The sequence below is a fragment of the Mycobacterium spongiae genome, from assembly GCF_018278905.1.
Taxonomy (GTDB): domain Bacteria; phylum Actinomycetota; class Actinomycetes; order Mycobacteriales; family Mycobacteriaceae; genus Mycobacterium; species Mycobacterium spongiae.
The window spans coordinates 2,876,350-2,899,436 of the sequence record NZ_CP046600.1 but is presented as its reverse complement, the minus strand read 5'-3'; the positions used below and the strand labels follow the sequence as shown (position 1 = coordinate 2,899,436).

At 63.9% G+C, this 23,087-nt stretch carries 20 protein-coding genes; 6 read left to right on the top strand and 14 right to left on the bottom strand.

From position 1 onward, the window contains the following. Positions 1–38: 38 nt before the first annotated feature. The 9 genes from F6B93_RS11835 to F6B93_RS11795 form a co-directional block, all read right to left on the bottom strand. A complete protein-coding gene (locus F6B93_RS11835) occupies positions 39–1,301 on the bottom strand; it encodes an MCE family protein (protein ID WP_211695273.1) in 1,263 nt (420 codons plus the stop codon). After that, complete coding sequence (locus tag F6B93_RS11830) at positions 1,298–2,551, bottom strand: MCE family protein (protein WP_211695272.1); 1,254 nt, start codon at positions 2,549–2,551, stop codon at positions 1,298–1,300. Before F6B93_RS11830 ends, F6B93_RS11835 begins: the two co-directional genes overlap by 4 nt. Then, positions 2,548–3,564 carry a virulence factor Mce family protein gene (locus F6B93_RS11825; protein WP_211695271.1) on the bottom strand — a complete coding sequence of 339 codons (1,017 nt, stop codon included), beginning with the start codon at positions 3,562–3,564 and terminating at the stop codon, positions 2,548–2,550. The genes F6B93_RS11830 and F6B93_RS11825 overlap by 4 nt, the downstream gene beginning before the upstream one ends. Beyond that, positions 3,561–4,841, bottom strand: coding sequence for an MCE family protein (locus F6B93_RS11820; protein WP_211695270.1), 1,281 nt, complete (start codon positions 4,839–4,841; stop codon positions 3,561–3,563). The genes F6B93_RS11825 and F6B93_RS11820 overlap by 4 nt, the downstream gene beginning before the upstream one ends. A 4-nt stretch (positions 4,842–4,845) precedes the next feature. Beyond that, positions 4,846–5,697: an ABC transporter permease gene (locus tag F6B93_RS11815; RefSeq protein WP_425518445.1), complete on the bottom strand. Its 852-nt coding sequence runs from the start codon at positions 5,695–5,697 to the stop codon at positions 4,846–4,848. A 9-nt stretch (positions 5,698–5,706) separates the two neighbouring features. Then, on the bottom strand, positions 5,707–6,438 hold the full coding sequence (locus F6B93_RS11810; RefSeq protein ID WP_246541131.1) for an MlaE family ABC transporter permease: 732 nt from the start codon (positions 6,436–6,438) through the stop codon (positions 5,707–5,709). A 79-nt stretch (positions 6,439–6,517) separates the two neighbouring features. Beyond that, positions 6,518–6,712 (bottom strand): ferredoxin, encoded by a 195-nt coding sequence (locus F6B93_RS11805; RefSeq protein WP_211695268.1) that lies wholly within the window; start codon positions 6,710–6,712, stop codon positions 6,518–6,520. 7 nt (positions 6,713–6,719) lie between these two features. Continuing rightward, on the bottom strand, positions 6,720–7,127 hold the full coding sequence (locus tag F6B93_RS11800) for a nuclear transport factor 2 family protein (RefSeq protein ID WP_211695267.1): 408 nt from the start codon (positions 7,125–7,127) through the stop codon (positions 6,720–6,722). Then, complete coding sequence (locus F6B93_RS11795) at positions 7,124–8,395, bottom strand: cytochrome P450 (RefSeq protein WP_211695266.1); 1,272 nt, start codon at positions 8,393–8,395, stop codon at positions 7,124–7,126. The genes F6B93_RS11800 and F6B93_RS11795 overlap by 4 nt, the downstream gene beginning before the upstream one ends. Positions 8,396–8,519: 124 nt before the next feature. On the opposite strand from F6B93_RS11795, the gene F6B93_RS11790 reads away from it, so the two are divergent. Further along, on the top strand, positions 8,520–9,707 hold the full coding sequence (locus F6B93_RS11790) for a LuxR C-terminal-related transcriptional regulator (protein WP_211695265.1): 1,188 nt from the start codon (positions 8,520–8,522) through the stop codon (positions 9,705–9,707). Positions 9,708–9,719: 12 nt separating this feature from the next. Here the strand turns inward: F6B93_RS11790 and tpx are convergent, their stop codons facing one another. Further along, positions 9,720–10,217, bottom strand: a complete 498-nt coding sequence (gene tpx, locus F6B93_RS11785) for a thiol peroxidase (RefSeq protein ID WP_211695264.1) — start codon at positions 10,215–10,217, stop codon at positions 9,720–9,722. 82 nt (positions 10,218–10,299) lie between these two features. Continuing rightward, entirely contained in the window at positions 10,300–12,207 is a 1,908-nt protein-coding gene (locus F6B93_RS11780; RefSeq protein ID WP_281426082.1) for a serine/threonine-protein kinase PknD, read from the bottom strand. A 250-nt stretch (positions 12,208–12,457) separates the two neighbouring features. On the opposite strand from F6B93_RS11780, the gene F6B93_RS11775 reads away from it, so the two are divergent. The 4 genes from F6B93_RS11775 to F6B93_RS11760 all read left to right on the top strand — a co-directional run bounded on the left by F6B93_RS11775 (position 12,458) and on the right by F6B93_RS11760 (position 15,515). Continuing rightward, the gene (locus F6B93_RS11775; protein WP_211695263.1) at positions 12,458–13,408 is read left to right on the top strand and encodes a GlxA family transcriptional regulator; all 951 of its coding nucleotides are present in this window, start codon (positions 12,458–12,460) and stop codon (positions 13,406–13,408) included. A 38-nt stretch (positions 13,409–13,446) separates the two neighbouring features. Further along, positions 13,447–14,181 (top strand): DJ-1/PfpI family protein, encoded by a 735-nt coding sequence (locus F6B93_RS11770; RefSeq protein WP_211695262.1) that lies wholly within the window; start codon positions 13,447–13,449, stop codon positions 14,179–14,181. Positions 14,182–14,433: 252 nt separating this feature from the next. Further along, a complete protein-coding gene (locus tag F6B93_RS11765; RefSeq protein WP_211695261.1) occupies positions 14,434–14,751 on the top strand; it encodes a hypothetical protein in 318 nt (105 codons plus the stop codon). Continuing rightward, complete coding sequence (locus F6B93_RS11760; protein WP_211695260.1) at positions 14,748–15,515, top strand: SDR family oxidoreductase; 768 nt, start codon at positions 14,748–14,750, stop codon at positions 15,513–15,515. The genes F6B93_RS11765 and F6B93_RS11760 overlap by 4 nt, the downstream gene beginning before the upstream one ends. A gap of 27 nt (positions 15,516–15,542) precedes the next feature. Here the strand turns inward: F6B93_RS11760 and F6B93_RS11755 are convergent, their stop codons facing one another. Next, positions 15,543–16,316, bottom strand: coding sequence for a YqjF family protein (locus tag F6B93_RS11755; protein WP_211695259.1), 774 nt, complete (start codon positions 16,314–16,316; stop codon positions 15,543–15,545). A gap of 39 nt (positions 16,317–16,355) precedes the next feature. Then, entirely contained in the window at positions 16,356–17,834 is a 1,479-nt protein-coding gene (locus tag F6B93_RS11750) for an alpha-L-fucosidase (protein ID WP_211695258.1), read from the bottom strand. Positions 17,835–17,968: 134 nt separating this feature from the next. On the opposite strand from F6B93_RS11750, the gene F6B93_RS11745 reads away from it, so the two are divergent. After that, positions 17,969–18,169, top strand: coding sequence for a hypothetical protein (locus F6B93_RS11745; protein ID WP_211695257.1), 201 nt, complete (start codon positions 17,969–17,971; stop codon positions 18,167–18,169). 13 nt (positions 18,170–18,182) lie between these two features. Here F6B93_RS11745 and F6B93_RS11740 read toward each other — a convergent pair whose 3' ends face one another. Beyond that, a complete protein-coding gene (locus F6B93_RS11740; protein WP_211695256.1) occupies positions 18,183–22,601 on the bottom strand; it encodes a PPE family protein in 4,419 nt (1,472 codons plus the stop codon). Between the last annotated feature and the right edge of the window lie 486 nt (positions 22,602–23,087).

Sequence of the window (23,087 nt, the reverse complement as noted above, 5' to 3'; positions counted from 1 at the left end):
GACCAAGCACGTCGTCGCAGGCCGCCAGCGGCTGATTCTCATCCGCCACCTCCGGGCGGCATCATCATGCCGCGGAGGCCGGCCGCGGCGTCGGTGGTCACCGTGGGCGAGTTCGCTTCTGGCGGAATGTAATCCGGCCTCATCCAGTCTTCGCTGTAGGTGACCTCGTTCGGCCTGGCCTGCGTTCCGACGAAGAGGTTCTCCCCCAGCGGTGGGAAGTTGTACTGGCGGTTCTTCACGATCGGCGCCAAGTACTGCACGCAGAGTTTCGCGGCTTGCTCGCCCCCCAGGCGGGAGGCGGCCTGGATTGCTCCGCACAGGAACGCGATCGGGTTGGCCATGTTGGTGCCGGCCAGTGCGCCGGTCAGCGCACCGTTGGCCGGTTCGAAAATGTTGTTGAAGTTCTGCAACACCGTCGGGCTGATGTGCAGGGTCTGCTTGATGTCGTCGAGGCTGTCGACCAACGTGGTGGTGATCGACGTGAGTGTTTCCGATGCTGTACCGATCGCGTCGCGGTTCTCGGCGGCGAAGTCTCCTACATCGGCTACGGCGGCGTTGAGGTCCTCGACCGCCCGACCGACCTTGTTCGGGTTGTCGGTCAGCAGCGACGACACCGCGGCCAGGTTGAGGTTGAGCCGCTCGAGCAGATCTGCGCTGTCGTGCAGCGCCGTCACCAGCGTCGAGAGGTTCCTGACGGTGGAGAATATGTCGGTGCTGTGGTCGCCGAGTGCGGACACCGCCGCCGAGAGTTTGATGATGGTGTCGCGGATGGTCGCGCCTTGCCCGCGCACGTTGTCGGCTGCGGTATTGATGAGCGCACCCAACGCGCTGACGCCGCCCTGCTGGGTGGGCTGGAGCAATTCGGTGAGTCGTTGAAGTTGCACGCGCAGGTCGTCCCACTCGACTGGGACGGCGGTGCGGTCCTGGCCGATGACCGCGCCGTTGGCCATGGTCGGTCCGGAGAGGTACGGCGGCGTGAGCTGGATCGCTCGTCCCGTCACTAGTTGCGGCGACAGGATCGCCGCTTTGGCATGCGCCGGGACTTTGTACTTGCGACTGAACCAGAACGAAATCTTGGTACGAAGCGGTTGAGGTTCGATCGTGAGGATCTTGCCCACCGGCACCCCTCGGATGCGGACGTCGTCACCGGCGAACACGCCGTTGCTGTTGTCGAAGTAGGCGATCACGATGGTTCGGGCCGCGGCACCGCCCGTTCGCATGGCGACAATCACGCCCGCGACGAACACCAGGACAAGGGTGGTCGCCAACACCGAGCGGGCACGGCGCAGCCTTACCGTCATGGTGGACCCCCGGGTTGGGATTCCAACCCCGGTGGCGCGGGCGCTGGCGGACCGGGTGGTGGACCGCCAGGTGCCGGGGCCGGTGGCTCGGGCCGCAGGGGATAGCGTGGATCGTCGGGATTGCCGGTGATCGCATCGGGTAGCGTCAGCCGCGGCTGGCCCCCCTGACCCGTCCGGGGGTACGGCATCGGTAGCGCTGGAGTTCCGGGTTGGCCCGTTGGCGGGTCCGTCAGCTGTGACGGGAGCAAGGTGGCCGGATCCAGCCCCAGGTCGGAGAACGCCGCGCTGATGAACGGTTGCACGAACTGCCCTGGCAGCAGATTCACCACGTAGGCCTTGAAGAAGGGACCTGACGACAGTGACTCACCGAGCGACATGACGTAGGTGTTGATCAGCGGGATAGCCTGCTGCACACGCTCTTTGCGGTTTTCGACGATGGCGAGTACCTCGTTGAGCTTGTCCACTGCAGGCTGCAGTTGCCCTCGGTTCTCAGCGATGAATCTCTGTAGTTGCTGCGACACCGCCGAGATATTCGCCCAGATGTGATCGAGCGCGGCGCTTTGTGTTCGCAACTGCGCCAACACCGCATTGGTGTCACGCACCAGGCTGACAATCTGGTCGGTGCGCTTGGCGAGCACCCCGGTCGCCTTGGCCGCGTTGTCGAGCAGGCTGCGCAATTGGGCGTCGCGCCGATCAAGTGTGTGCGCAATTCGGGCGATTCCCTTTATCGCGCTCTGGAAATCCGCCGGGGTATCAGCGAAGGTCTGTGCCAGCGTGGCCAGCGACTCGGACAGCGCTTTGGTGTTCAATCCGCTGATCGTGCTGGCCAGGTCACCGAGTGCCGCTGGCAGCTGGTAGGGCGACATTGTTCGTTCGATCGGGATGGGCCCGTCGAGCTGACCCTCGCCACGGGGTGTGACTTCGAGGAATTTGCTGCCCAGCAAGCCCTTGGTCTTGATCGCCGCCTCCGTGCGGTTTCCGAACCGAATGTTGTTGTCCACCGTGAACGTGACGAGCGCGCCAGGTTCGTCGAGCTCGATGCTGGATACTTTTCCGACGGGATAGCCGGAGACCTCGACGGTGTTGCCGGTCTGCAGCCCGCCCACGTCGGCGAAGTAGGCGGAGATGGTTGCGCCGCGGTTGAAGAAGGGCAGATGCTGGTATTGCAGAGCCGCCAGCACGACAGCGGTAACGGCCGCGATGCCCACAGCGCCAGTGACGAGCAGGTTGCGTTCGGCGAATGATCTCATTTCGGAGCACACCGTCCGGTGTCTTGGCCGGCCAGTTTGACGTACACCGGCTGGCCACCCTTGCCATTGACCTTGAGCACGACGTCGCACAGATAGAAGGCGAAGAAGTCGCCGTACATGCCCTGGCGGACCAGCGCCTGGTACTTGTCCGGGAGGGTGTTGAGCAGATTGTCGAGGTAGTCGTGATCAGCGGCCGCGATGCTTGCGACTCGATCGGTCTCGTGAACCACCTTCGACAACGGCGCGCGGGCCTGCGAGAGCAGATCGGCCACCGAACCGGCCGCGGCATTGGTGTAAGCCACCGCGTTGGAGACATCGGTCTTTCGTTCGGCGAGACCGTGAACCAACTGCGATAGCGAGGTGACCGCCTTGTCCAACCGGTCGCTCTGGCCGCCCAACGCTCCGAGCACGACGTTGAGGTTGTTGACCACCTCCCCGATGAGCTGGTCGCGGTCGGCCAATGTGTTGGTCACGACCGCCGCCTGCTCCAGAAATGACCCGATCGTGGGTCCCTGGCCCTGAAATGCTTGCAGCAACTGTTCGCTCAGGGCGTTGACCTGGTCGGGGTCCAACGCGCGAAACAGCGGCTTGAATCCGCCGATCAGGGCATCGAGGTCCAGCGCGGGCTGGGTGCGCTCCACGGGGATCGTTTGACCGGGAGTCAGGATCTTCAGACCACCGGCGCCCTCCTCGAGCGCCAGGTAGCGGTCGCCGAAGAGGTTGTCGTAGCGGATCACCGCCCGGTTTCCCTCGGTGAGGGTGACCGAATCGTCGGCGGTGAACTCGACCAGCACCCTGGCGTCCGGGTTGATGGAGATCTTCGTGACCTTGCCGACCTCGACTCCTGCGATGCGCACCAGCTTGCCCTTGCGCAGATTGGACACGTTGGTGAACTCGGCGTAGTAGGTCTTGCCGGCACCGAAGCGGACCTCCCCGAAGACGGCGATCAACGAGAACGCGGTCAGCAGGCACACCGTCAGGAAGATGCCCAAGCGCACAACGACGCCTGTCATGGTGGACCCGCCCCGTACGGCGGGCCTCCCGGGTTAGGCCCAATGGCTGGCCCCGGGATACATGCCCGCACCGACGGCGGCTCGGGTACGGCGCGGGTCACGGGCAGGTAGTCCGCCCAGCATGGGTGCCCGAGACCGGGATTGGGCCGGATGTCAAGCCCAGTTCCCCAGCCGGTGTTGGTGACCAACTCGCGTACTGGGAAGTTCTTGGTGACATCCGGCAGTGACCCGCACCCCGGGCGGCCACCGGGGCCGCCCTTGGCCGCGACACGCGGCAGGTTGTCCGGATAAATGTACGGGTCGTTGCCCAACAAGAGCGCGACATCGAGTTGCAGCGTTCGGCCATCGGCGCCACCCCACGCCGCATAGCCGCCGTTGTCCAGATACCACTTGGTTCCTTGTAGGAAGCAGGTGTATTCGGGTGCGTACTTGAGTAGCAGGTTGGTGGTCGGCTCGAGGACGTTGACCGACGCGATGAGGTTGTCCCTGCTCTGGCCGAGCAGGTTGGTTCCGGCATTCGACAGACCAATAACGTTGAGCAGCAACGCATCCAGCTCTTTCGAGTGGTCCACAATGGTTGTGCTGGTCGTGCTCGCGGCGTCGAGGATCGTCAGGATGTCCTGCGCCGCGGCGTCATACGTATCGGTGAATTTCTTTACCGATTGCCAGTTTTGGCGGATGGTAGAGTTGCGCGCGTTGAGTGCCTCCAACACCTCGTTGAGGTCGGTGGTGGCGCGGCCGATGCGGTCACCTTGCCCGCGCACCGCGTCGGCGACTGCTGTCAGCACCGCGTTCAGTTTGACCGGGTCGACCACGTCGAGCAGGTCGACCACGCTTTCGAAGACCGTGTTGATCTCGGTGCTGACGTTCTTCGAACGCAATACCGTCTCTGCGGATAGCCTTGCATTACTAGGGTTCTGAGGCATCACCAGCTCGACGAACTTTGCGCCGAACGCGGTCGTCGCACTGATTCGTGCCTCCACGTTGGCCGGGATATAGCGGATCTGGTCAGGGGCGATCTCCAGTTTGAGGTTGGCCCCGCTGGCGTCGCCGCCGATCTGACCAACCCGGCCGACCTGTACGCCGCGCATCATGACCTTGGCGCCGGTGTCCATGACCAGTCCGGAGCGATCCGAAGTCAGCCTCACCGGCACGTAGGACCGTAAGGTGCCCTTGAAGGCCACAGTCGTCACGAGGGCGACCACACCGATGACCGCGAAGAGGATCAGCGTCCACCACCTGTCGTGCAGACGGTGTCTACCGCGCTCGCGACTCATGCTCTCAGCTCGCCAGGTGGAAGTTTGGGGACTGCCCGTAGATGGCCAGCGTCATGATGACGATCGCGATCGACGCGACGACCATCGAGGCGCGCACGGCGCGGCCCACGGCCTCGCCGACGCCGGCCGGCCCGCCGCGTGCGGTGTACCCGTAATAGGTACACACCAGCATGATCGTCAGAGCGACGACGACGACTTCGAAAGAGGCCCAGAGTACGTCGGTTGGCCGTAGGAACGTGTTGAAGTAGTGGTCGTACACACCGGAGCCCTGGCCATAGATGGCGGTAGTACCGATGCGGGCGGCTAGATAGGCCGTCATGAGTCCCACACAGAACAGTGGGATTGCCACGACGACGCCGGCAAGCACTCGGGTGCTTGCCAGGTAGCTGACGCTGTGGATGCCGATCACCTCGAGTGCGTCGATCTCTTCGTTGATCCGCATGGCACCGAGTTGGGCAGTGGCGCCGGCGCCGACGGTGGCTGCCAAGGCGACCATCACGGTTCCCGGCTGAATCTCGCGGGTATTGAAGAAAGCCGACGCGAATCCGGTGAGAGCCTCCACGCCCACCGAGGCGAACTGGTTGTAGCCCTGCACCGCCACGATCGCGCCGGTGGTCATCGCCAAGAACCCGACGATGACCACCGTTCCGCCGATCACCGCGAGAGTTCCGGCACCCAAACCCATTTGGGCGATCACCCGCAGCAGCTCGCTACGATAGTGCATAACGGCATCGGGAATTCCGGCCAGGGCGGTGACGTAGAACCGCATTTGCGATCCCATCTGATTCCATGCGCCTGCAAGGTGTTTCGCTACTCGAAGCACTCTGCATGGGCTGCTGGCGACACTAAGGCTCATGGCTGCACCTCACGACACCGTGAATCGGATACCGACGGCGGTGACAATGATGTTGATCACGAACAAGACGATGAAGGCGAACACGACCGTTTCGTTGACCGCCCGCCCGACGCCGGCCGGGCCACCGCCGACGGACATGCCCTTGTAGCAGGCGATGAGCCCCGCCATCAACCCGAATAGGGTGGCCTTGATCAGCGAAATAACGACGTCGATCGTGTGGGTGAGGGTGGTCAGACCGGTCACCCATGCGCCAGCCGAGACGTGCATGAGAAATACCGAGCAAAAGAACGCGCCGATAAGGCCTGTCGCCATCACCACCGAGCTCAGCGCCAACGAGACTGTGGTCGCAGCCAGCACGCGCGGAACCGCCAGCGCTTGGGTCGGGTTGATTCCCATGACCCGCAGCGCGTCGAGTTCCTCGCGGATGGTTCGCGCACCCAGATCGGCACACATGGCAGTGGCGCCCGCACCCGCGACCACCAAGACCGTCACGATGGGTGCGCTCTGGTTCACGGTGAAGATCGCGCAGCCCGTGCCCGAGAAGTCCGCGGCACCGATATCGGTGAGCAGGACATTGAAGAGGAAGCCCGAAATCACCGCCCACGGGATCGTCATCAACACCCCCGGCAGGGTCGACACCCGCGCAACAAACCAGCATTGGTAGAGGTATTCGCGCCACGCGAACGGCGGTTTGAACATGCACACGAAAGTGTCCAGTGTCATGGCGAAGAAGTCACCCATCGCGCGGACTGGCCTGGCAGCGACCGCGGCGGCCGGAGTGTGGGTGACCTCGCTGACGTGAATCACGCTGCCGGGCATCTCAATCGGAGACCAGCCCAAGCGCTCCGGACGGGCAGAGCCGCACCGCGTTGCGCACCCTGCCCTCTTCGCCGGCGGGCACCTCATCGACGGCGAGCACGACGAGGCCATCGGCATCCTGGTCGAAGAATCCATCGGCGGTCATCACGCACACCCCGGTGGCCATGCAGACGTCGCGGTCGGCCCTGACTTTCATGGGACGTTCATCGGCTAAACACTTGCGCTGCGAGGGCGGTATTTGCGAAGTCCCGAAAGTGCAACCAGCGACCATCGCGCAGCGTGATGATGTGCGCGAACTCCGATTCCCACTCGTCTCCGGTGGCCAATCGCCGGAACCGCTGGTGGCCCCAGGTGGCCAGGTCGTCGCCGTTGGCGATGTACTTCCACGGCTGGATCTCGACGATCCGGATCGATTGCCCAACCTTGGTAAAAAACGATATTGCCGCCTCGATGCCTCGGTAGTCGCCGGCGTAGGGGATCTGTTCGGTTCCGTAGTAGGTGATGCGCACGTCGGGATCGAGATGCTCCAGCGCAGCGTCAAGGTCCCCGGCTGGCACCGCGGTGTAGATCGCTCTTGTCGCGTCGATGTTGCGGGACTCGATCGTGGTCATGACAGGCGCAGGGGCAGGCGGACAAACGCGTGGGTCAGCAGGCTGGCGGTCTGCTTGGTGCCGGGGTCGTCGGTAAGGGCAATCGACTGATACCGGTCGAGCGCCGCGTTGAGCACCGCCATGACTTCCAGCCGCGCGAGCGCGGCGCCGAGGCAGAAGTGCAGGCCGTGTCCCATCGAGAGCTGCTGGCGAATGTTGCTCCGGTCGATGTCGAGTCGCCCCGGGTCGGGGAACACGGCGGGGTCTCGATTGGCCGAGCCGAAGAACAACGCCACCCACTCCCCTTTGCGGATCATCTTGCCCCCGACCTCGACGTCGCGGGTGGCGATGCGAAACAGCCGCTGCGGCGGTCCGTCTACGCGCATCGACTCCTCGACAAAGATGTTCAGCAGCGTTCGGTCCGCTCGAATCCGTGCCGTGATCTCAGGCTCTCGCGCTAGCGCGTGCAGCAGGTTGCCGATGAGGAAGGTGGTGGTCTCGCTGCCGGCGACCACCAGCGTCACACAGAAACGGACAATCTCTTCCGGCGTAAGCCGCTGTCCGTCTACCTCCGCTCGCAACAACGCGGAAATCAGGTCCTCCGCATCCTCGACGTCGTCGCTGCCAGCACGCTCCGCCAACCGGGCGGTGTGTTCGGCGAGCCGACTGGCGAAGGTGGCGACCATTTCTTGGTTGCTCGCGATGCGTTCTTCCGGGGTCAGCGACGATGACAGCATGAACGCGTTCGCCCATCGCCGGAAGCGGACGTGGTCGCCGTCAGGCAATCCCAGCAGTCGCACCATGGCGCGGGTAGGAATCTCGGCGGCAAACTTCATGACCTCGACCTCGCCGTCGTTGGCGTCTCGGTCGAGATCTTCGAGCAGGTGCGGAACGAGGTTGTTGAGCCAGCCTTCCAGCCGCTTGACGCGGCGCGGGGAAAAGGCCTGGCTGACCAGCTTTCGTTCCACCTCGTGCTTGGGCGGATCGGTGTTGACCAGCATGAGGCTGGGCGCCGATGATGCCTCTTGGAGCGGGTCGCGCGACGAGAACGTCGCGGCATCTCGGGCGGCGGCAAAGATCTGGTCGTAGCGGAACAGCGCCCACGCGGTGACTGGCTCGTCAGCGCCCGGAACCGTTCCGGGTGGCCAGTCCTGGTACCCGGCAACGGGTGAGTGCTTTCTCAGCTGGTCATACAGCGGATAGGGATTGGCGATGCCACCTGGTGTGGTCAGAAGTTCGAGAGCGGAGAGGGTTTCCGGATCGGCCTCTGCGAAAGTCGTTGAGGGCATGTGACCAGCCTGTGGCAGCCACGTCAGCAAATCGATCCCCCGTTGGGGAGGACTCCTACCCCCGGAGGAGGGGAATTTGTCTTTTTCGCCACATCGCCCGGCGGCGCAGAGGACAGTAAAGGTCGTGACGGTTGCCCGCGATACGCCCGATCCCACCCCGCTGGGCACGCTGGCCGACGGTAACCATCCCGGCTGGGCATCGCGAGCGGCCCGGGAGAGCGCCGCCGCGCGCCGCTACCGGGAAGCATTCGGTGACTGCGGAGTCGATCCCACCGACGACCCCTTGGCGGTCGTGGCCGAGGCCATCGATACCAGAGCCAGCGTCGTGCATGACGCTTTGCAGGCGCTCGGCGACGCCCACGCACTCGACGCGCTCGAATCGCTGCAGGACTTGTCCGCGCTCGAGCGGGAATTGATCGAAGACGGTGCGGCGCGCCGGACCCTGGCGCTGCTGCATGTGCAGGAAGCCTTGAGCAAGCTGCGCGCCGTCGACGACGTCGCGATGATTGTCGACCGAGCGCCGCGAGAACTGGTCGAGTCGTGCGGATTCGATCGCGCCGTCCTCTTTCGTGTGCACGAAGGCCGGATGGTGATGGAATCAGCCTATTTTGGCGACGATCGCGAGGGTGCGGAGAAGATGGTCGCTTTCGCCCAGTCGGTGGCCCCGTTGTTGGATCACATGCTGATCGAAGCGCAGATGATCCGGCGTCGTACGCCCGCGATCGTGCGCGACGCCCGCAACGATCCGCGAGTCAACCGGCCGATCGTCGACTTCTCGCTGACGCGGTCCTATGTGGCCGCCCCGGTGATGCCGACCGGCAAGGTGATCGGATTCCTGCATGCCGACCGGCTCTATTCGGGTCGCACGGTTGACGAGATCGACCGGGACACGGTGTGGGCGTTCGCCGAAGGCTTCGGATATGCCTACGAGCGCACGGTTCTCCTCGAACGAATGCGCCGCCAACACGTGGAAGTCCGGCGCGCGCTGGCTTCCGCGGACGACGCCGCTCGCGCCCTTCAGGACGCCGATCTGGATCTGCGCAAGATCGAGCCGGTCGAACGTAGTCCTGCCGCGCGGTCGTTGGCCGAGGTGCAGACGCGGGTGATGGCGATGCTGACGCGGCGCGAGGTCGAGGTGCTGAGGCTGATGGCAGCCGGTCGCACCAATCAACAGATCGCCGACGAGCTGGTGATCTCGGCTGGCACGGTGAAGTCGCATGTCAAGAGGGTGCTGCGGAAGCTGCACGCGACCAACCGGGCGGAGGCGGCCTCGGCGTACGTGCGCCTTGCCAGCGTCCCCGATCTGGGCTAGCGAGAGGTAGCTCTAGGCGCCCAGAGCGGCCAGCGCGGCGTCGTAATTGGGCTCTTGGGCGATTTCGGGAACCAGTTCGGTGTATGCCACGTTGCCGTCGGCGCCGACGACCACGATGGCACGGGCCAGAAGCCCAGCCATCGGACCGTCGGTGATGATGACCCCGTAGTCCTCACCGAAGCTGTCCCGAAACGCCGAGGCCGAGACGACATTCTCGATGCCCTCGGCACCGCAGAATCGCTGCTGGGCGAACGGGAGGTCCTTGGACACGCACAGCACTGTTGCACCGGTTGCCGCAGCTCGGGTGTCGAAGGAGCGCACGCTCGTCGCGCACACCGGTGTGTCGATAGACGGAAAGATGTTCAGCACGAGCGCCTTACCGCGGAACTGTTCATTGCTGACCACTCCCAAATCGCTACCGGTCAAGGAAAAGCTGGGAGCGGGAGACCCGACGGCCGGCAGCTCGCCCACGGTGTTGATTGCATTTCCGCGCAAGGTTATTTGTGCCATGCGCACAGTCTGCCAAGGCCGTTGAGCCGGCTTCTGGCCGGGGCCACCCACGCGAGCCCGTGTTGTCCTGGTGCGGCTTGGTTTAATCCGCCGGTAGTTTGAGCACCCGGTGGTTGTCGATGTCGGCAACATAGACGTTGCCGTTGGTGTCCACTGCCACCGCTTCTGGGCCGTTCAAGCCGGTAAACGGCAGCTCGATCTGGGTGCTGGAGCCCACCGGCAGTTTGAGCACCCGGTTGTTGCGGCTGTCGGTGATGTAGACGTTGCCGTTGGTGTCCACCGCTACGCCCTTGGGCACGTCAAGGTCGGTGAACGGCAGCTCGACTTGGTTGTTGGACCCCGCCGCGAGTTTGAGCACTCGGTCGTTGCCGCCGTCGGTGACGTACACGCTGCCGATGTTGTCCACTGTCACTCCATAGGGACCGTTCAGCCCGGTGAACGGCACCTTGACCTGGTTGTTGGACCCCGCCTCCAGCATGAGTACCCGATTGACGCCGTCACTGACGTAGACGTTGTCCTTGGTGTCCACCGCGACATCCCACGGATTGGTCAGACCGGTTAGCGGCACCTTGACCTGGGTGTTCGACCCGGCCAATAGTTTGAGCACTTTGGGTGAACCGTCGAGGCCGCCGTCAGCGAGGTAGACGTTGTCGTTGTCGTCCACCGTCAGGCCGTCGGGATCGGTCACGCCGGTGAACGGCAGTTCGGTCGGCGCGTTCGCCCGCGCCGCCAGTCTGAGCACGCGGTTTGTGCCATCGTCGGTGACATAGACGTTGCCGGCCTTGTCGACAGCTATACCGTCGGGAATGGTGAGTTCGCCGAACGGCAACTCGACTTGCGGCGGCCGGGCCTCGTCGGCACCCGACTCTGGTTGCTGCCGTGACTGGCGCCCGACCACGACGGTCGTCAGGGCGGCGACGAGCACCAGCGCAGCGACTGAAGCCAGCGCGATTGCCACCCGACGGTGCCTGCGCAGGAAGGGCACCTTGGGAGCAGGCGGCTCGATGCCGGCGGGTGTGGTGGTCCGATAGCGCTGAGTCCGGATCGCTACGGTTTCGGAGAGATCGGGGGGCGGGCCGGGCGCCGGGGTTACCGCGACCACCGTGTCGGCCGCGACTTGGTCCGCTGTGGTCAGCACGCGTTGGGCCGCGTCGGCCAGCGCTCCGGCGCTCGGATAGCGATCCAGCGGGTTCTTCGCCATCCCGCGGGCGATCACGTCGTCAAACCCGGCGGGGATCTCTGGCCGTTGCTGGGTGGGGCGTGGGATGGGAGCGGTCAAATGCGAGGTGATCAGCGCGGGCAAGTCGCTGTCGGTGTAGGGCTGGGATCCGGTCAGGCATTCGTACAGCACGCAGGCCAGCGCATACACGTCGGCGCCGGGGCCGACATCGGCATTTCGCAGCCGCTCGGGCGCCATGTAGGCGAACGTCCCGATGGTGATCCCGGTGCTGGTCAGCTTCGCGTCGGCGGCGGCGTTGGCCAGGCCGAAGTCGACCAGGCAAGCGAAGTCGTCGCCGGTCAGCAAGATGTTGGCTGGTTTGACATCGCGGTGGGTCACCTGACCGTCGTGGGCCGCATCCAGCGCCGCCGCGACCTGGCGCACGATCGCTACGGCTCGTGCCGGGTTCAGGTGCCCATGCCGCTTGAGCTCGTTCAGTAGATCCGTGCCTTCGATGAGGCGCATGTCGATGTAGAGCTGCCCGTCTATCTCCCCGCACTGGTGGATGGGCACAACATGCGGCTCATTCAACCGCCCCGCGGTGCGTGCCTCCCGATACAACCGCTCCCGAAACACTGGGTTTCCTGCGTAGGGAGCCGCGATCAGCTTCAGCGCGACCGTGCGGTGCATGCGCGTGTCTTCGGCCTCATACACTTCGCCGTACCCGCCGGTTCCGAGCAAGCGCAGCAGCTGGTAGTGCCCAAACTGGGAACCCGCACCGAAACCCGCCGCCGGGCGGTCGGTCGTCGACTCCTCCACTACGTTCACCACCTACCCAGGGGATCCATCGCCTACTCAGTGGATCCATCACCTACTCAGCGGCGCGGTGTTAAAAACCGTCAGAATCACGGTAAACCACATCGTCCCCGCCGGATGTATTAGCCCCTAATCCCTCGCCGGCGTGTGTCGGCTTCGGTGCTGCAGGACTTGCTGTGGGGAGCGACAACCCCACGGTCCATGTCCTAATATGTGGGGTACATGTCATAGACGACACGCGGTCGTCTCACCAACACTTGAGGCCATGGTTCGAAGAGTGGTTATCGCAGGCTTCCCCGGCGTCCAAGCGCTCGACGTGGTGGGGCCATTTGAGGTATTCGCCGTCGCGTCGCGACTGACCGGCGGCGCATACGAGGTCGCGCTGGCTTCAGTCGACCACCAACCGGTGACCACCGGAACCGGCCTGGCTTTGATGACCACGCCGTTGCCGGATCCGGATCAGCCGGTGGACACGGTGTTGGTGCCGGGCGGCGGTGGGGTCAACGCAGCCCGTTCCAACGCCCAGCTGATCGACTGGATCAGGGCCGTCGCCCGGAATGCCCGTCGCGTCGTCACCGTCTGCACCGGTGCCTTTCTGGCGGCCGAGGCTGGGCTCCTCGATGGTCACCGGGTCACGACACATTGGGCTTTTGCCAACCGGTTGGCCCGCGAATTCCCCACTGTCGAGGTCGATCCCGACCCAATCTTCATCCGCAGCTCCCAGACGGTCTGGACGGCCGCGGGCGTGACGGCGGGCATCGATCTTGCGCTGACGCTGGTCGAGAGTGACCACAGCACCGAGGTTGCGCAGAAGGTCGCTCGCTGGCTCGTGCTGTACTTGCGCCGCCCGGGCGGCCAGACGCAGTTCGCGGCACCGGTGTGGATGCCACGGGCCAGCCGGACCCCCATCCGGATGGTGCAGGAAGCGATCGAGGCTGAACCGGGTGGCTCGCACACCATCGATGACCTGGCCCAGCGGGCTGCGATGAGCCCGCGCCACTTTACGCGGGTGTTCACCGACGAGGTGGGTGAGGCGCCCGGGCAGTACGTCGAACGCATCCGCACCGAAGCCGCCCGCAGGCAGTTGGAAGAGACCAACGACACCGTCGTGGTCATAGCCGGCCGTTGCGGCTTCGGTACCGCCGAAACTATGCGCCGCAACTTCATCCGGCGGGTCGGTATCCCACCGGATCAATACCGCAAGGCTTTCGCCTAGGAACTGGCTTCGCGTATCGACTGGCAAGGAGGACAGCGATGACCCAAATCGCGTTCGTGGCCTACCCGGGTTTCACCGCGCTGGACATGATTGGCCCGTACGAGGTGCTGCGCAATCTCCCGCAGGCCGAGGTGCGGTTTGTCTGGCACGAATCCGGACCGATCACCGCGGATTCCGGTGTGCTCGTGATCGGTGCGACGCACTCGCTGGCGGAAACGCCGTCGCCGGACGTGGTTCTTGTTCCGGGTGGCCCGTCGACTCCGGTCCATGCCCGCGACGAGAAACTTCTCGAGTGGTTGAAGCAGACCCACCAGGTGGCCAGCTGGACGACGTCGGTGTGTTCGGGATCGGTGATCCTGGCCGCGGCCGGTCTGCTCCAGGGGCGGCGTGCGACGTCGCATTGGCTGACACTTCCGGCACTGAAGGCGTTCGGTGCGATTCCCGTTGCCGACGAGCGGATTGTGCACCAGGACAACATCATCACCAGCGCGGGCGTTTCCGCGGGCCTCGACCTCGGACTGCGACTTGCCGGGGAGATCGGCGGCGAGGGCTGTGCGCGAGCGATTCAACTAGCGATCGAGTATGACCCGCAGCCGCCGTTCGACTCCGGGCATATGTCCAAGGCCTCGGCTACCACGAAAGCCGCCGCGACCAAGCTGCTTTCGAAAGACAGTGCCCAGCCAGCCAACCTCAAGGCCGCGACGTTGCTCGCGTGGGACCGCGCGCTTGCCGCAGTCCGGTCGCGACGACGCAATCGGCGCCTGGCCGGATAGCGGCCGCGTGCCCCCCGGCGGGAGGGGGGCCTGCACCGGCGGTCGCGGATCGTCGCGCACAAGCAATTAATATTCGCTTAGGTTAATAAACCGTCTGTTAATATTCCATTCACGACAAGTACGGTTTGGTCCGCGTCCTGCGGTGGACGCGGCGGCTTCACGCTAACCCCACCCCCCCCCCAAGAAAAGAACGACACCAAAGCGTGTCGTTCCCACCTGCCCACGTCGGGCTGTCGGCGAAAGGAGCGCATCGTGGACATCGACTATGCGCTGGCCTTCGATTTCGTCGACAGCGACGGACGACCCTACCAACTTCGATTCCGCCGGGATGCCGACCTCGTCGACTCCGGCCAGCTGATCGCCGTCATCGCAAAGTCCAGACCGGACAAGGGGTTGACCAGGGCCATCAGCCGACCAGGAGTGAACTTCCATGACGTCGTGGCCGCTCTGGCCGGCTGGCACAGCTGGGCGCGCCTGACCGACAACACGATCGATCTTCCGGCCATCCGCCGGCGCGTCCTGGACGCCGGCCTTGGCTCTGGCGAGTGGGACATAATGGATCAAGCATGACTGTGTTGGACCTGTTCGATTTGCGCGGTAAGACAGCCCTGGTAACTGGCGCGTCCAGCGGCATCGGCAAGAAGGTGGCGTTAGCCTACGCCCAAGCCGGGGCGCGCGTGGCCATTGCTGCGAGGCACACCGATGCTGTGGCAGAGGCGGTAGACGAGATTGTTGCCGCAGGCGGTACGGCCTTGCCCATATGTTGCGATGTCACGCAACCCGATCAGGTGGCCCGGATGGTCGACCAGGTGATCACAGACATGGGTGGGATCGATATCGCGGTGTGCAATGCCGGCATCATCGCGGTCACCCCGTTGCTGGACATGAGTCGTGATGAGTTCGAGCGGATCCAGGCGACCAACGTGACCGGGGTGTTCCTCACTGCCCAAGCCGCGGCGAGGGCAATGGTCAAACAGGGCCACGGCGGGGCCATTATCAACACCGCATCGATGTCGGGGCACATCATCAACGTGCCACAACACGTGGGTCATTACTGTACGTCCAAGGCGGCGGTGATCCACTTGACCAAGGCCATGGCGGTAGAGTTCGCGCCGCACGGGATCCGGGTCAATAGTGTCAGTCCGGGCTATATCCTGACCGAACTCGTCGAACCGCTCGCCGAGTACCACCGGTTGTGGGAGCCCAAGATACCCATGGGGCGGATGGGCCGGCCCGAAGAACTCACCGGTCTCTATCTTTATTTGGCGAGCGAGGCCTCCAGCTACATGACCGGTTCAGACATCGTCATCGATGGTGGATACACCTGTCCCTGAGTCGATTCCGGACGGATCCAGTATCTCTTACCGAACCAGACAGGGGCGTCCGAAACGGGTTCGCACGCCGGGTGAAAACAGGGCGCGCAGGCGATCGCCAGCCGGTCGCACTCCGCTTGCCTCGATCAGCTCGTCATCGAGGTCGATGATCGTCGCGGCACGCAGCGGCCATGGTTCATGCTCATTGGGTACCCACCACGTCCGGCCAGCCTTGCGAGTGTGCGCGCCCCAGCGGGCGGTAAGCCAGGTCTCCAACGGAGTCGGCTCGACCAGGTCGCCGATGGTGATTGTCAGCTGGCTGCGCAGGCCACGCCGGGGCCAGCGCCGCACGCTGTGATACGTAATGCGCTCGGCAGAGCTGGTCATCCGCATCCTCGCCCAGCTGTACGGGATGCCGAGGACTAGCCGCGTGAGCGGCACCACTGCCATGCGAGCTGTCTCCAGTGACCGGAAGAGGACCCCATGACGGCCCGCCTCGTCAATCGAGTAGAGCCGGACGTTGGTCTCGAGGAAGGCTCCGAAGTATGGGATCGGTACCGCGGTGGTCAGTTTGGTCTTGCTCATGCGAAACGGGACCAACCCCACATAGGTCATCCCGTCGGCGAAGATGTCCGGGCGTGTCCCCGGCGGGAACATCCCGTCAAGGCTCTCGGGCCGTACCGGCCAATGGACGAAACTGACTTCAGCCCAACGCTGGTCGAAGGTCACCGGCAAGCGCAGGGGCGGCGGGGTGACCGGGTACCCCGCGAGCGCGGCGGTCGCACCGGATTCGGTGTCAGGCGGATCGGGTATGGCGGTCACCCCAGTATCGTGACATGCGGTGGGACCTGTTGCCGGGCGTTACGTCGAGGGCTCGGGTTTCGGCGTGATCTTAACGGCGTAGGCCGGCCAGACGTCCAGCGCGTCGGGAAATGTGATGGTGATCCGGTCGTCGGTGCACTCGTGTTCCAGGGTGCCACCACCGAGCAACTGAACCTTCGTATCTGAGGTCCCCACGAGTCCGCGCAGCCCCACCCGGCGCTCGCCCGGTGCGCGCAGGAACGTCACATACAGGGCGTCGGCATTCTGGGTGAAGCGGAGCTCGGTGCCGTCGGTGGCGGTCGGCGCGATTGACGTCGTGACGGTCCAGGGCCCGGTATCGAAATACGCCTCACCGGTTACGTCAAGCCATGCGCCGAAGTCAGCGAGCAGTTTTGCTTGCAGGTCCGGGATGGTGCCGTCGGGATACGGGCCAATGCCCAGCAACAGATTGCCGTTCTTGCTGACCAGGTCGGCGAAGCCGCGGGCCAGATCGGTCAGGGATAGCATCTCGTCGGGCCCTTCCTGACGGTTGTTCCCGAACGAGTGGCCCACGCCGCGGGTCGATTCCCATTTGTACGGTTTGGTGTCGTCGTACTGCGCGTACTCGGGCGTGCGGAAGTCGTAGTGGAAGCCGGTTGGGAAGTCGAGGACCCGCACTCGGTCGGGCAGGAACTTCCACAGTGCGCTGGCCAGGCCTAGACCGCCCATCACCAGAGGTTCGACGCCGGGGACCTTGGGCAGCTGGAGTTGTGCCCAGCGGTCGTTGATGACCCCATCGGGTACCTGGTTGTAGTAGTGCGCAAACAACTCGGCGAGGTTGGACTGGGGTGGGTAGCCGATGTCGTTCCAGAGCACCGATGGCTGGTAGCGGTTGATGAGCTCACGGATGTGATTGTCGGCGTATTGCGCGTACTCGTCGGTCTGTACGAGCGAGCTCGCAAGTCCCGGAAGGTCATTGACCACCACGGGGTTAAACGTCCAATCGTATCCACCCGAGTAGTACAGGCCCATCTTGATGCCTCGGTCGCGGACAGCGGCCGTGAGGTCGCCGACCACGTCGCGGCTGGCATGCCAGGAGTCCTTGTGCGGGTTGGCATGACGGCTGGGCCACATCGTGAAACCGTCGTGGTGTTTGGTGGTGAGCACGACGTAGCGTGCGTTCGCTTGCTTGAAGAAATCGGCCCAAGAGTCCGGATCGAACTGTTTCAGCGCCTTATTGAACAACGGCTTGAAATCGTCGTAAGTGAAATCGGGGCCGTAAGTTTCGCGATGATGGACCTGTGACGGGCTGCCCGGGATCTGGATCGTGTTCTGGTACCACTCGGCGTAGGGGTTGTGTTTGAGCCAATACGCGGGGCCCTTCGTCGCCATCAGCTCCTGGGTATCTGCCTCAAGCGGCGCCCAGCCGGGCACCGAGTACAACCCCCAGTGGATGAAGATGCCGAATTTGGAGTTCTCAAACCACTCAGGTACGGGATGCGCGGCGACCGAATCTTTCGTCGGTTCGTATTCAGGCACTCTCGAACCCTACTAGGACGGGCGGCGTCACGGCGGGTTCGATCCCGGTTGCCGTCGCCCCGGGCCGACCCCTGCAGGAATATACCCCCATGGGTATTTGTTATAGAACTGCCACGCACGAAGGGACCGCGACGATGACCACTACTAGCGTTCGCCCAGCCTGGGCTGCCCATCAGCAGGTGCCGGCGTGTGACCAAGGCCCGGAGCACGGCCGATCGTTTCCGGTGGGTCACGGCGAGGACGGCGACAACGTCGTGGCGTCGGTTCGGGCACCGCGGCGCGGTACCTGCAGGGAGGTTGCCGACGATGACCCGCACGACCTTGGTTGCCAATGAGTTGACGCGTTGCCTACGCCGATGCGCTGGCCGCCTTGGACAGGTCGGCCAGGATCTGTTGTAGGCCTGGCGGCAGGCTCAGGGCGGGTAGGTGGGCGGCAGCTGCGGCGGCCCCGGATTGGATGATGAGCTGGCCGAGGCTGAACAGACCCGAGTTGCCGGTGCCGGTGTTGAAAAAGCCGGTGTTAAACCCGCTGAGCTCACCGCTGGGGAAGGCGCCAATGGCGGCCGTGACACCGGTGTTGAAAAAGCCCGAGCTAGCCCCGGAGTTCAAGGCTCCCCCGCTGGCCGTGTTGCCAAAACCGGAGATATTGCCACCCACAACACCGCCGCTGGGCGTGTTGAAAAAGCCCGAGACTCCGCCACCGCTGTTGAAGAACCCGGAGTTGTCCGGGTCAACGAGGCCGACTTGGCCGGCGTTGGTGGCGAAACCGAAGCCGGTGTTCACATTGCCCGCATTCCCAAAGCCGGTGTTGACATGGCCGCCGTTACCAAACCCGGTGTTGGTCTCACCGGAGTTGAAGAACCCGGTGTTGAGACTGTTGCCATTGAACCCGCCGGTGTTGAGTGAGCCCGCGTTGCCGAAACCGGTATCCAGCAGGCCTGCGTTGCCGAACCCGAAGTTGCCGGCACCGGAGTTGCCGAAGCCGAAGTTGCCGGTGCCGGAGTTCCCGAAGCCCAGGCTGTTGATTTGGCCGGGGAACACGGTGTTGGTGCCCGCGCTGAAGGCGCCGATGTTGCCGTCACCAGAGTTGAAGAACCCGATGTTGTTGGTGCCGGAGTTGCCGAAACCGATGTTGCCGCTGCCCGAATTCAACAACCCGGCCAGGTTGATCCCCACCTGATTGTCGCCGGTGAGCCCGATCCCGATGTTGTTGCTGCCGGTGTTGCCGAACCCGAAGTTGTTGTTGCCGGTGTTGCCGGCACCGATGTTGGCGTTGCCGGTGTTACCGCCACCGAAGTTGCCATCCCCGAGGTTGCCCAACCCGACGTTGTTGTTGCCGGTGTTACCGATACCCATGTTGTTGTCGCCCGGCGTGGTGGTAAAGGTGAACAAGTTCGGGTTCGATAGGTCGGTCGGGCCACCGTTGCCGAAGCCGATGTTGCCGACACCGTTGTTGCCGAAGCCGATGTTGAAGTCGCCGTGGTTGCCGGCGCCGAAGTTGTTGTTGCCGTTGTTGCCGCCGCCAACATTGTTGTTGCCCGGCTGCGTAGGCAGGAGAACACTGCTGTCCTCGCCGCTGTTGCCGAACCCCAGGTTGCCGAACCCGATATTGCCGTTGCCGATATTGGCGTTACCCAAATTCCCGTTACCCAGATTCGGCAGGTCGGCCAGGACCTGTTGCAGGCCCGGGGGCAAAGCCAGGGCGGGCAGGGCGGGTAGGTGGGCGGCGGCTGCGGCGGTGCCGGATTGGATGATGAGTTGGCCGAGGCTGAACAGGCCCGAGTTGCCGGTGCCGGTGTTGAACAAGCCGGTGTTAAACCCGCTGAGTTCACCGCTGGGGAAGGCCCCGATCGCCGCGGTCACCCCGGTGTTGAACAAGCCTGAGGTCACTCCGTTATCCAACGCACCGGCGGCGGAGTTGAAAAACCCGGAGATACTGTGGGCGGTCGCCCCGGAGTTACCCACTCCCGACATCCCGCCCCCGGTGTTGAAGAACCCCGAACTGGCCGTGGCACCAATACCGACCGCACCGGCACTGGTGGTGAACCCGAAACCGGTGTTCACATTGCCCGCGTTGCCGATCCCGGTGTTGACATGACCACCGTTACCGAACCCGGTGTTGGCCCCACCGGAGTTGAAAAACCCGGTGTTGACGTTATTGCCATTGAACCCGCCGGTATTCAGCGAACCCGCATTACCGAAACCGGTATCCAACAACCCCGAGTTCCCGAACCCGAAGTTGCCGGCACCGGCGTTGCCGAAGCCCAGATTGCCGACACCGGAGTTGCCGAACCCGAAACTGTTGATCTGGCCCGGGAACACCGTATTCGTCCCCGCGCTGAAGGCACCGATATTGCCGTCACCAGAGTTGAAGAACCCGATGTTGTTGGTGCCGGAGTTGCCGAAACCGATGTTGCCGCTGCCCGAATTCAACAACCCGGCCAGGTTGATCCCCACCTGATTGTCACCGGTCAGCCCGATCCCGATGTTGTTGCTGCCGGTGTTGCCGAACCCGAAGTTGTTGTTGCCGGTGTTGCCGGCACCGATGTTGGCGTTGCCGGTGTTACCGCCACCGAAGTTGCCATCCCCGAGGTTGCCCAACCCGACGTTGTTGTTGCCGGTATTACCGATACCCATGTTGTTATCGCCCGGCGCCACCGAAAAACCAAACAGACTCCCACTGGACAGATCCACCGGGCCGGCGTTGCCGAACCCGACATTACCGACACCATGGTTACCGAACCCGAAGTTGAAATCACCGATGTTGCCGCCACCCACATTGCTGTTGCCGTTGTTGCCCCCACCAATGTTGTTGTTACCCGGCAGCCCCGGGGTGAGCCCACTGTTGAACTCACCACTGTTGCCGAACCCCAGGTTGCCGAACCCGATATTGCCGTTGCCGATATTGGCGTTACCCAAATTCCCGTTACCCAGATTCGGCAGGTCGGCCAGGACCTGTTGCAGGCCCGGGGGCAAAGCCAGGGCGGGCAGGGCGGGTAGGTGGGCGGCGGCTGCGGCGGTGCCGGATTGGATGACGAGTTGGCCGAGGCTGAACAGGCCCGAGTTGCCGGTGCCGGTGTTGAACAAGCCGGTGTTAAACCCGCTGAGGGCACCGCTGGGGAAGGCCCCGATCGCCGCGGTCACCCCGGTGTTGAACAAGCCTGAGGTCACTCCGTTATCCAACGCACCGGCGGCGGAGTTGAAAAACCCGGAGATACTGTGGGCGGTCGCCCCGGAGTTACCCACTCCCGACATCCCGCCCCCGGTGTTGAAGAACCCCGAACTGGCGGTGGCACCAATACCGACCGCACCGGCACTGGTGGTGAACCCGAAACCGGTGTTCACATTGCCCGCGTTGCCGATCCCGGTGTTGACATGACCACCGTTACCGAACCCGGTGTTGGCCCCACCGGAGTTGAAAAACCCGGTGTTGACGTTATTGCCATTGAACCCGCCGGTATTCAGCGAACCCGCATTACCGAAACCGGTATCCAACAACCCCGAGTTCCCGAACCCGAAGTTGCCGGCACCGGCGTTGCCGAAGCCCAGATTGCCGACACCGGAGTTGCCGAACCCGAAACTATTGATCTGACCCGGGAACACCGTATTCGTACCCGCGCTGAAGGCACCGATATTGCCGTCACCAGAGTTGAAGAACCCGATGTTGTTGGTGCCCGAGTTGCCGAAACCGATGTTGCCGCTGCCCGAATTCAACAACCCGGCCAGGTTGATCCCCACCTGATTGTCACCGGACAGCCCGATCCCGATGTTGTTGCTGCCGGTGTTGCCGAACCCGAAGTTGTTGTTGCCGGTGTTACCGGCACCGATGTTGGCGTTGCCGGTGTTACCGCCACCGAAGTTGCCATCCCCGAGGTTGCCCAACCCGACGTTGTTGTTGCCGGTGTTACCGATACCCATGTTGTTATCGCCCGGCGCCACCGAAAAACCAAACAGACTCCCACTGGACAGATCCACCGGGCCGGCGTTGCCGAACCCGACATTACCGACACCATGGTTACCGAACCCGAAGTTGAAATCACCGATGTTGCCGCCACCCACATTGCTGTTGCCGTTGTTGCCCCCACCAATGTTGTTGTTACCCGGCAACCCCGGGGTGAGCCCACTGTTGAACTCACCACTGTTGCCAAACCCCAGGTTGCCGAACCCGATATTGCCGTTGCCGATATTGGCGTTACCCAAATTCCCGTTACCCAGATTCGGCAGGCCCGCCAAGAACTGCTGCAAACCCGGCGGCAAAGCCAACCCGGGAAGCGAAGCCACCGCCGCCGACGCCCCGGCGTGATACCCGGCCATGGCCGCCACGTCGGCCGCCCACATCTCCTCATAAATGCCCTCAACCGCGGCGATCGCCGGCGCGTTCTGCCCAAAGACGTTCGACACCACCAACTGCACCAACGAGTTCCGATTCGCCACCACCGCCAACGGATCAATCGTCGCCGCACGCGCAGCCTCAAACACACTCACCGCCGCACGCGCCTGCCCGGCCGCCTGCGCGGCGTTGGCCGAGGCCGCATTCAGAAACCTCGCATAGGGCGCGGCCGCGGCCAACATCGCCGCCGAGGCCGCACCCTGCCACGCCTGACCCGCCAACCCCGACGTCAGCGATGAAAACGACGCCGCCGCGGTCCCCACCTCCGACGCCAATCCGCCCCAGGCCGTAGCCGCGTCCAGCATGGGTGCCGATCCCGCACCCGTGAACATCAGCAATGAATTGATCTCCGGTGGCAGCATCGCGAAATTCGCCATGGGCCGAACTCCTAGCCAGTGTGATGCACCGTTCTCAACGCGCGGTGCCGATCTGAATCGTGAGCTGCCGCAAATGTTACGACTATGACAACGCGGATGTTCAGTGTTTCGTCACATTGCGCGGCAGGCACGAGTCGTCGATCGAGCGGGGGTTGTGTCCGGGACATGGGAGAATGTTCTAACAACGTGCATCCGATGATTTGTTTTTTCACAACAGCTGCGTGGTATCCCATGCAACCCGGGCAAAGACGCCTCGGAGGGGGCGATGGATGCCTACCGAGAAGACATAACCACAGAATGCAGCGGTCTCAAGCGATGCGCCTGCCATCGGCGGCAACGAGGCGTGCGCCCACCACGGGGCGCCTTGGCAGAACGGCCCTAGTGCAAGACACGCAGCGGCTCTAAGATGCGCAGCCGGTACCGCCCGTCCCGCCGCGCACGAGTAACGTGTCGCGGTTCGGTCCGGGCGCGGCGGCCGGCCGAGCT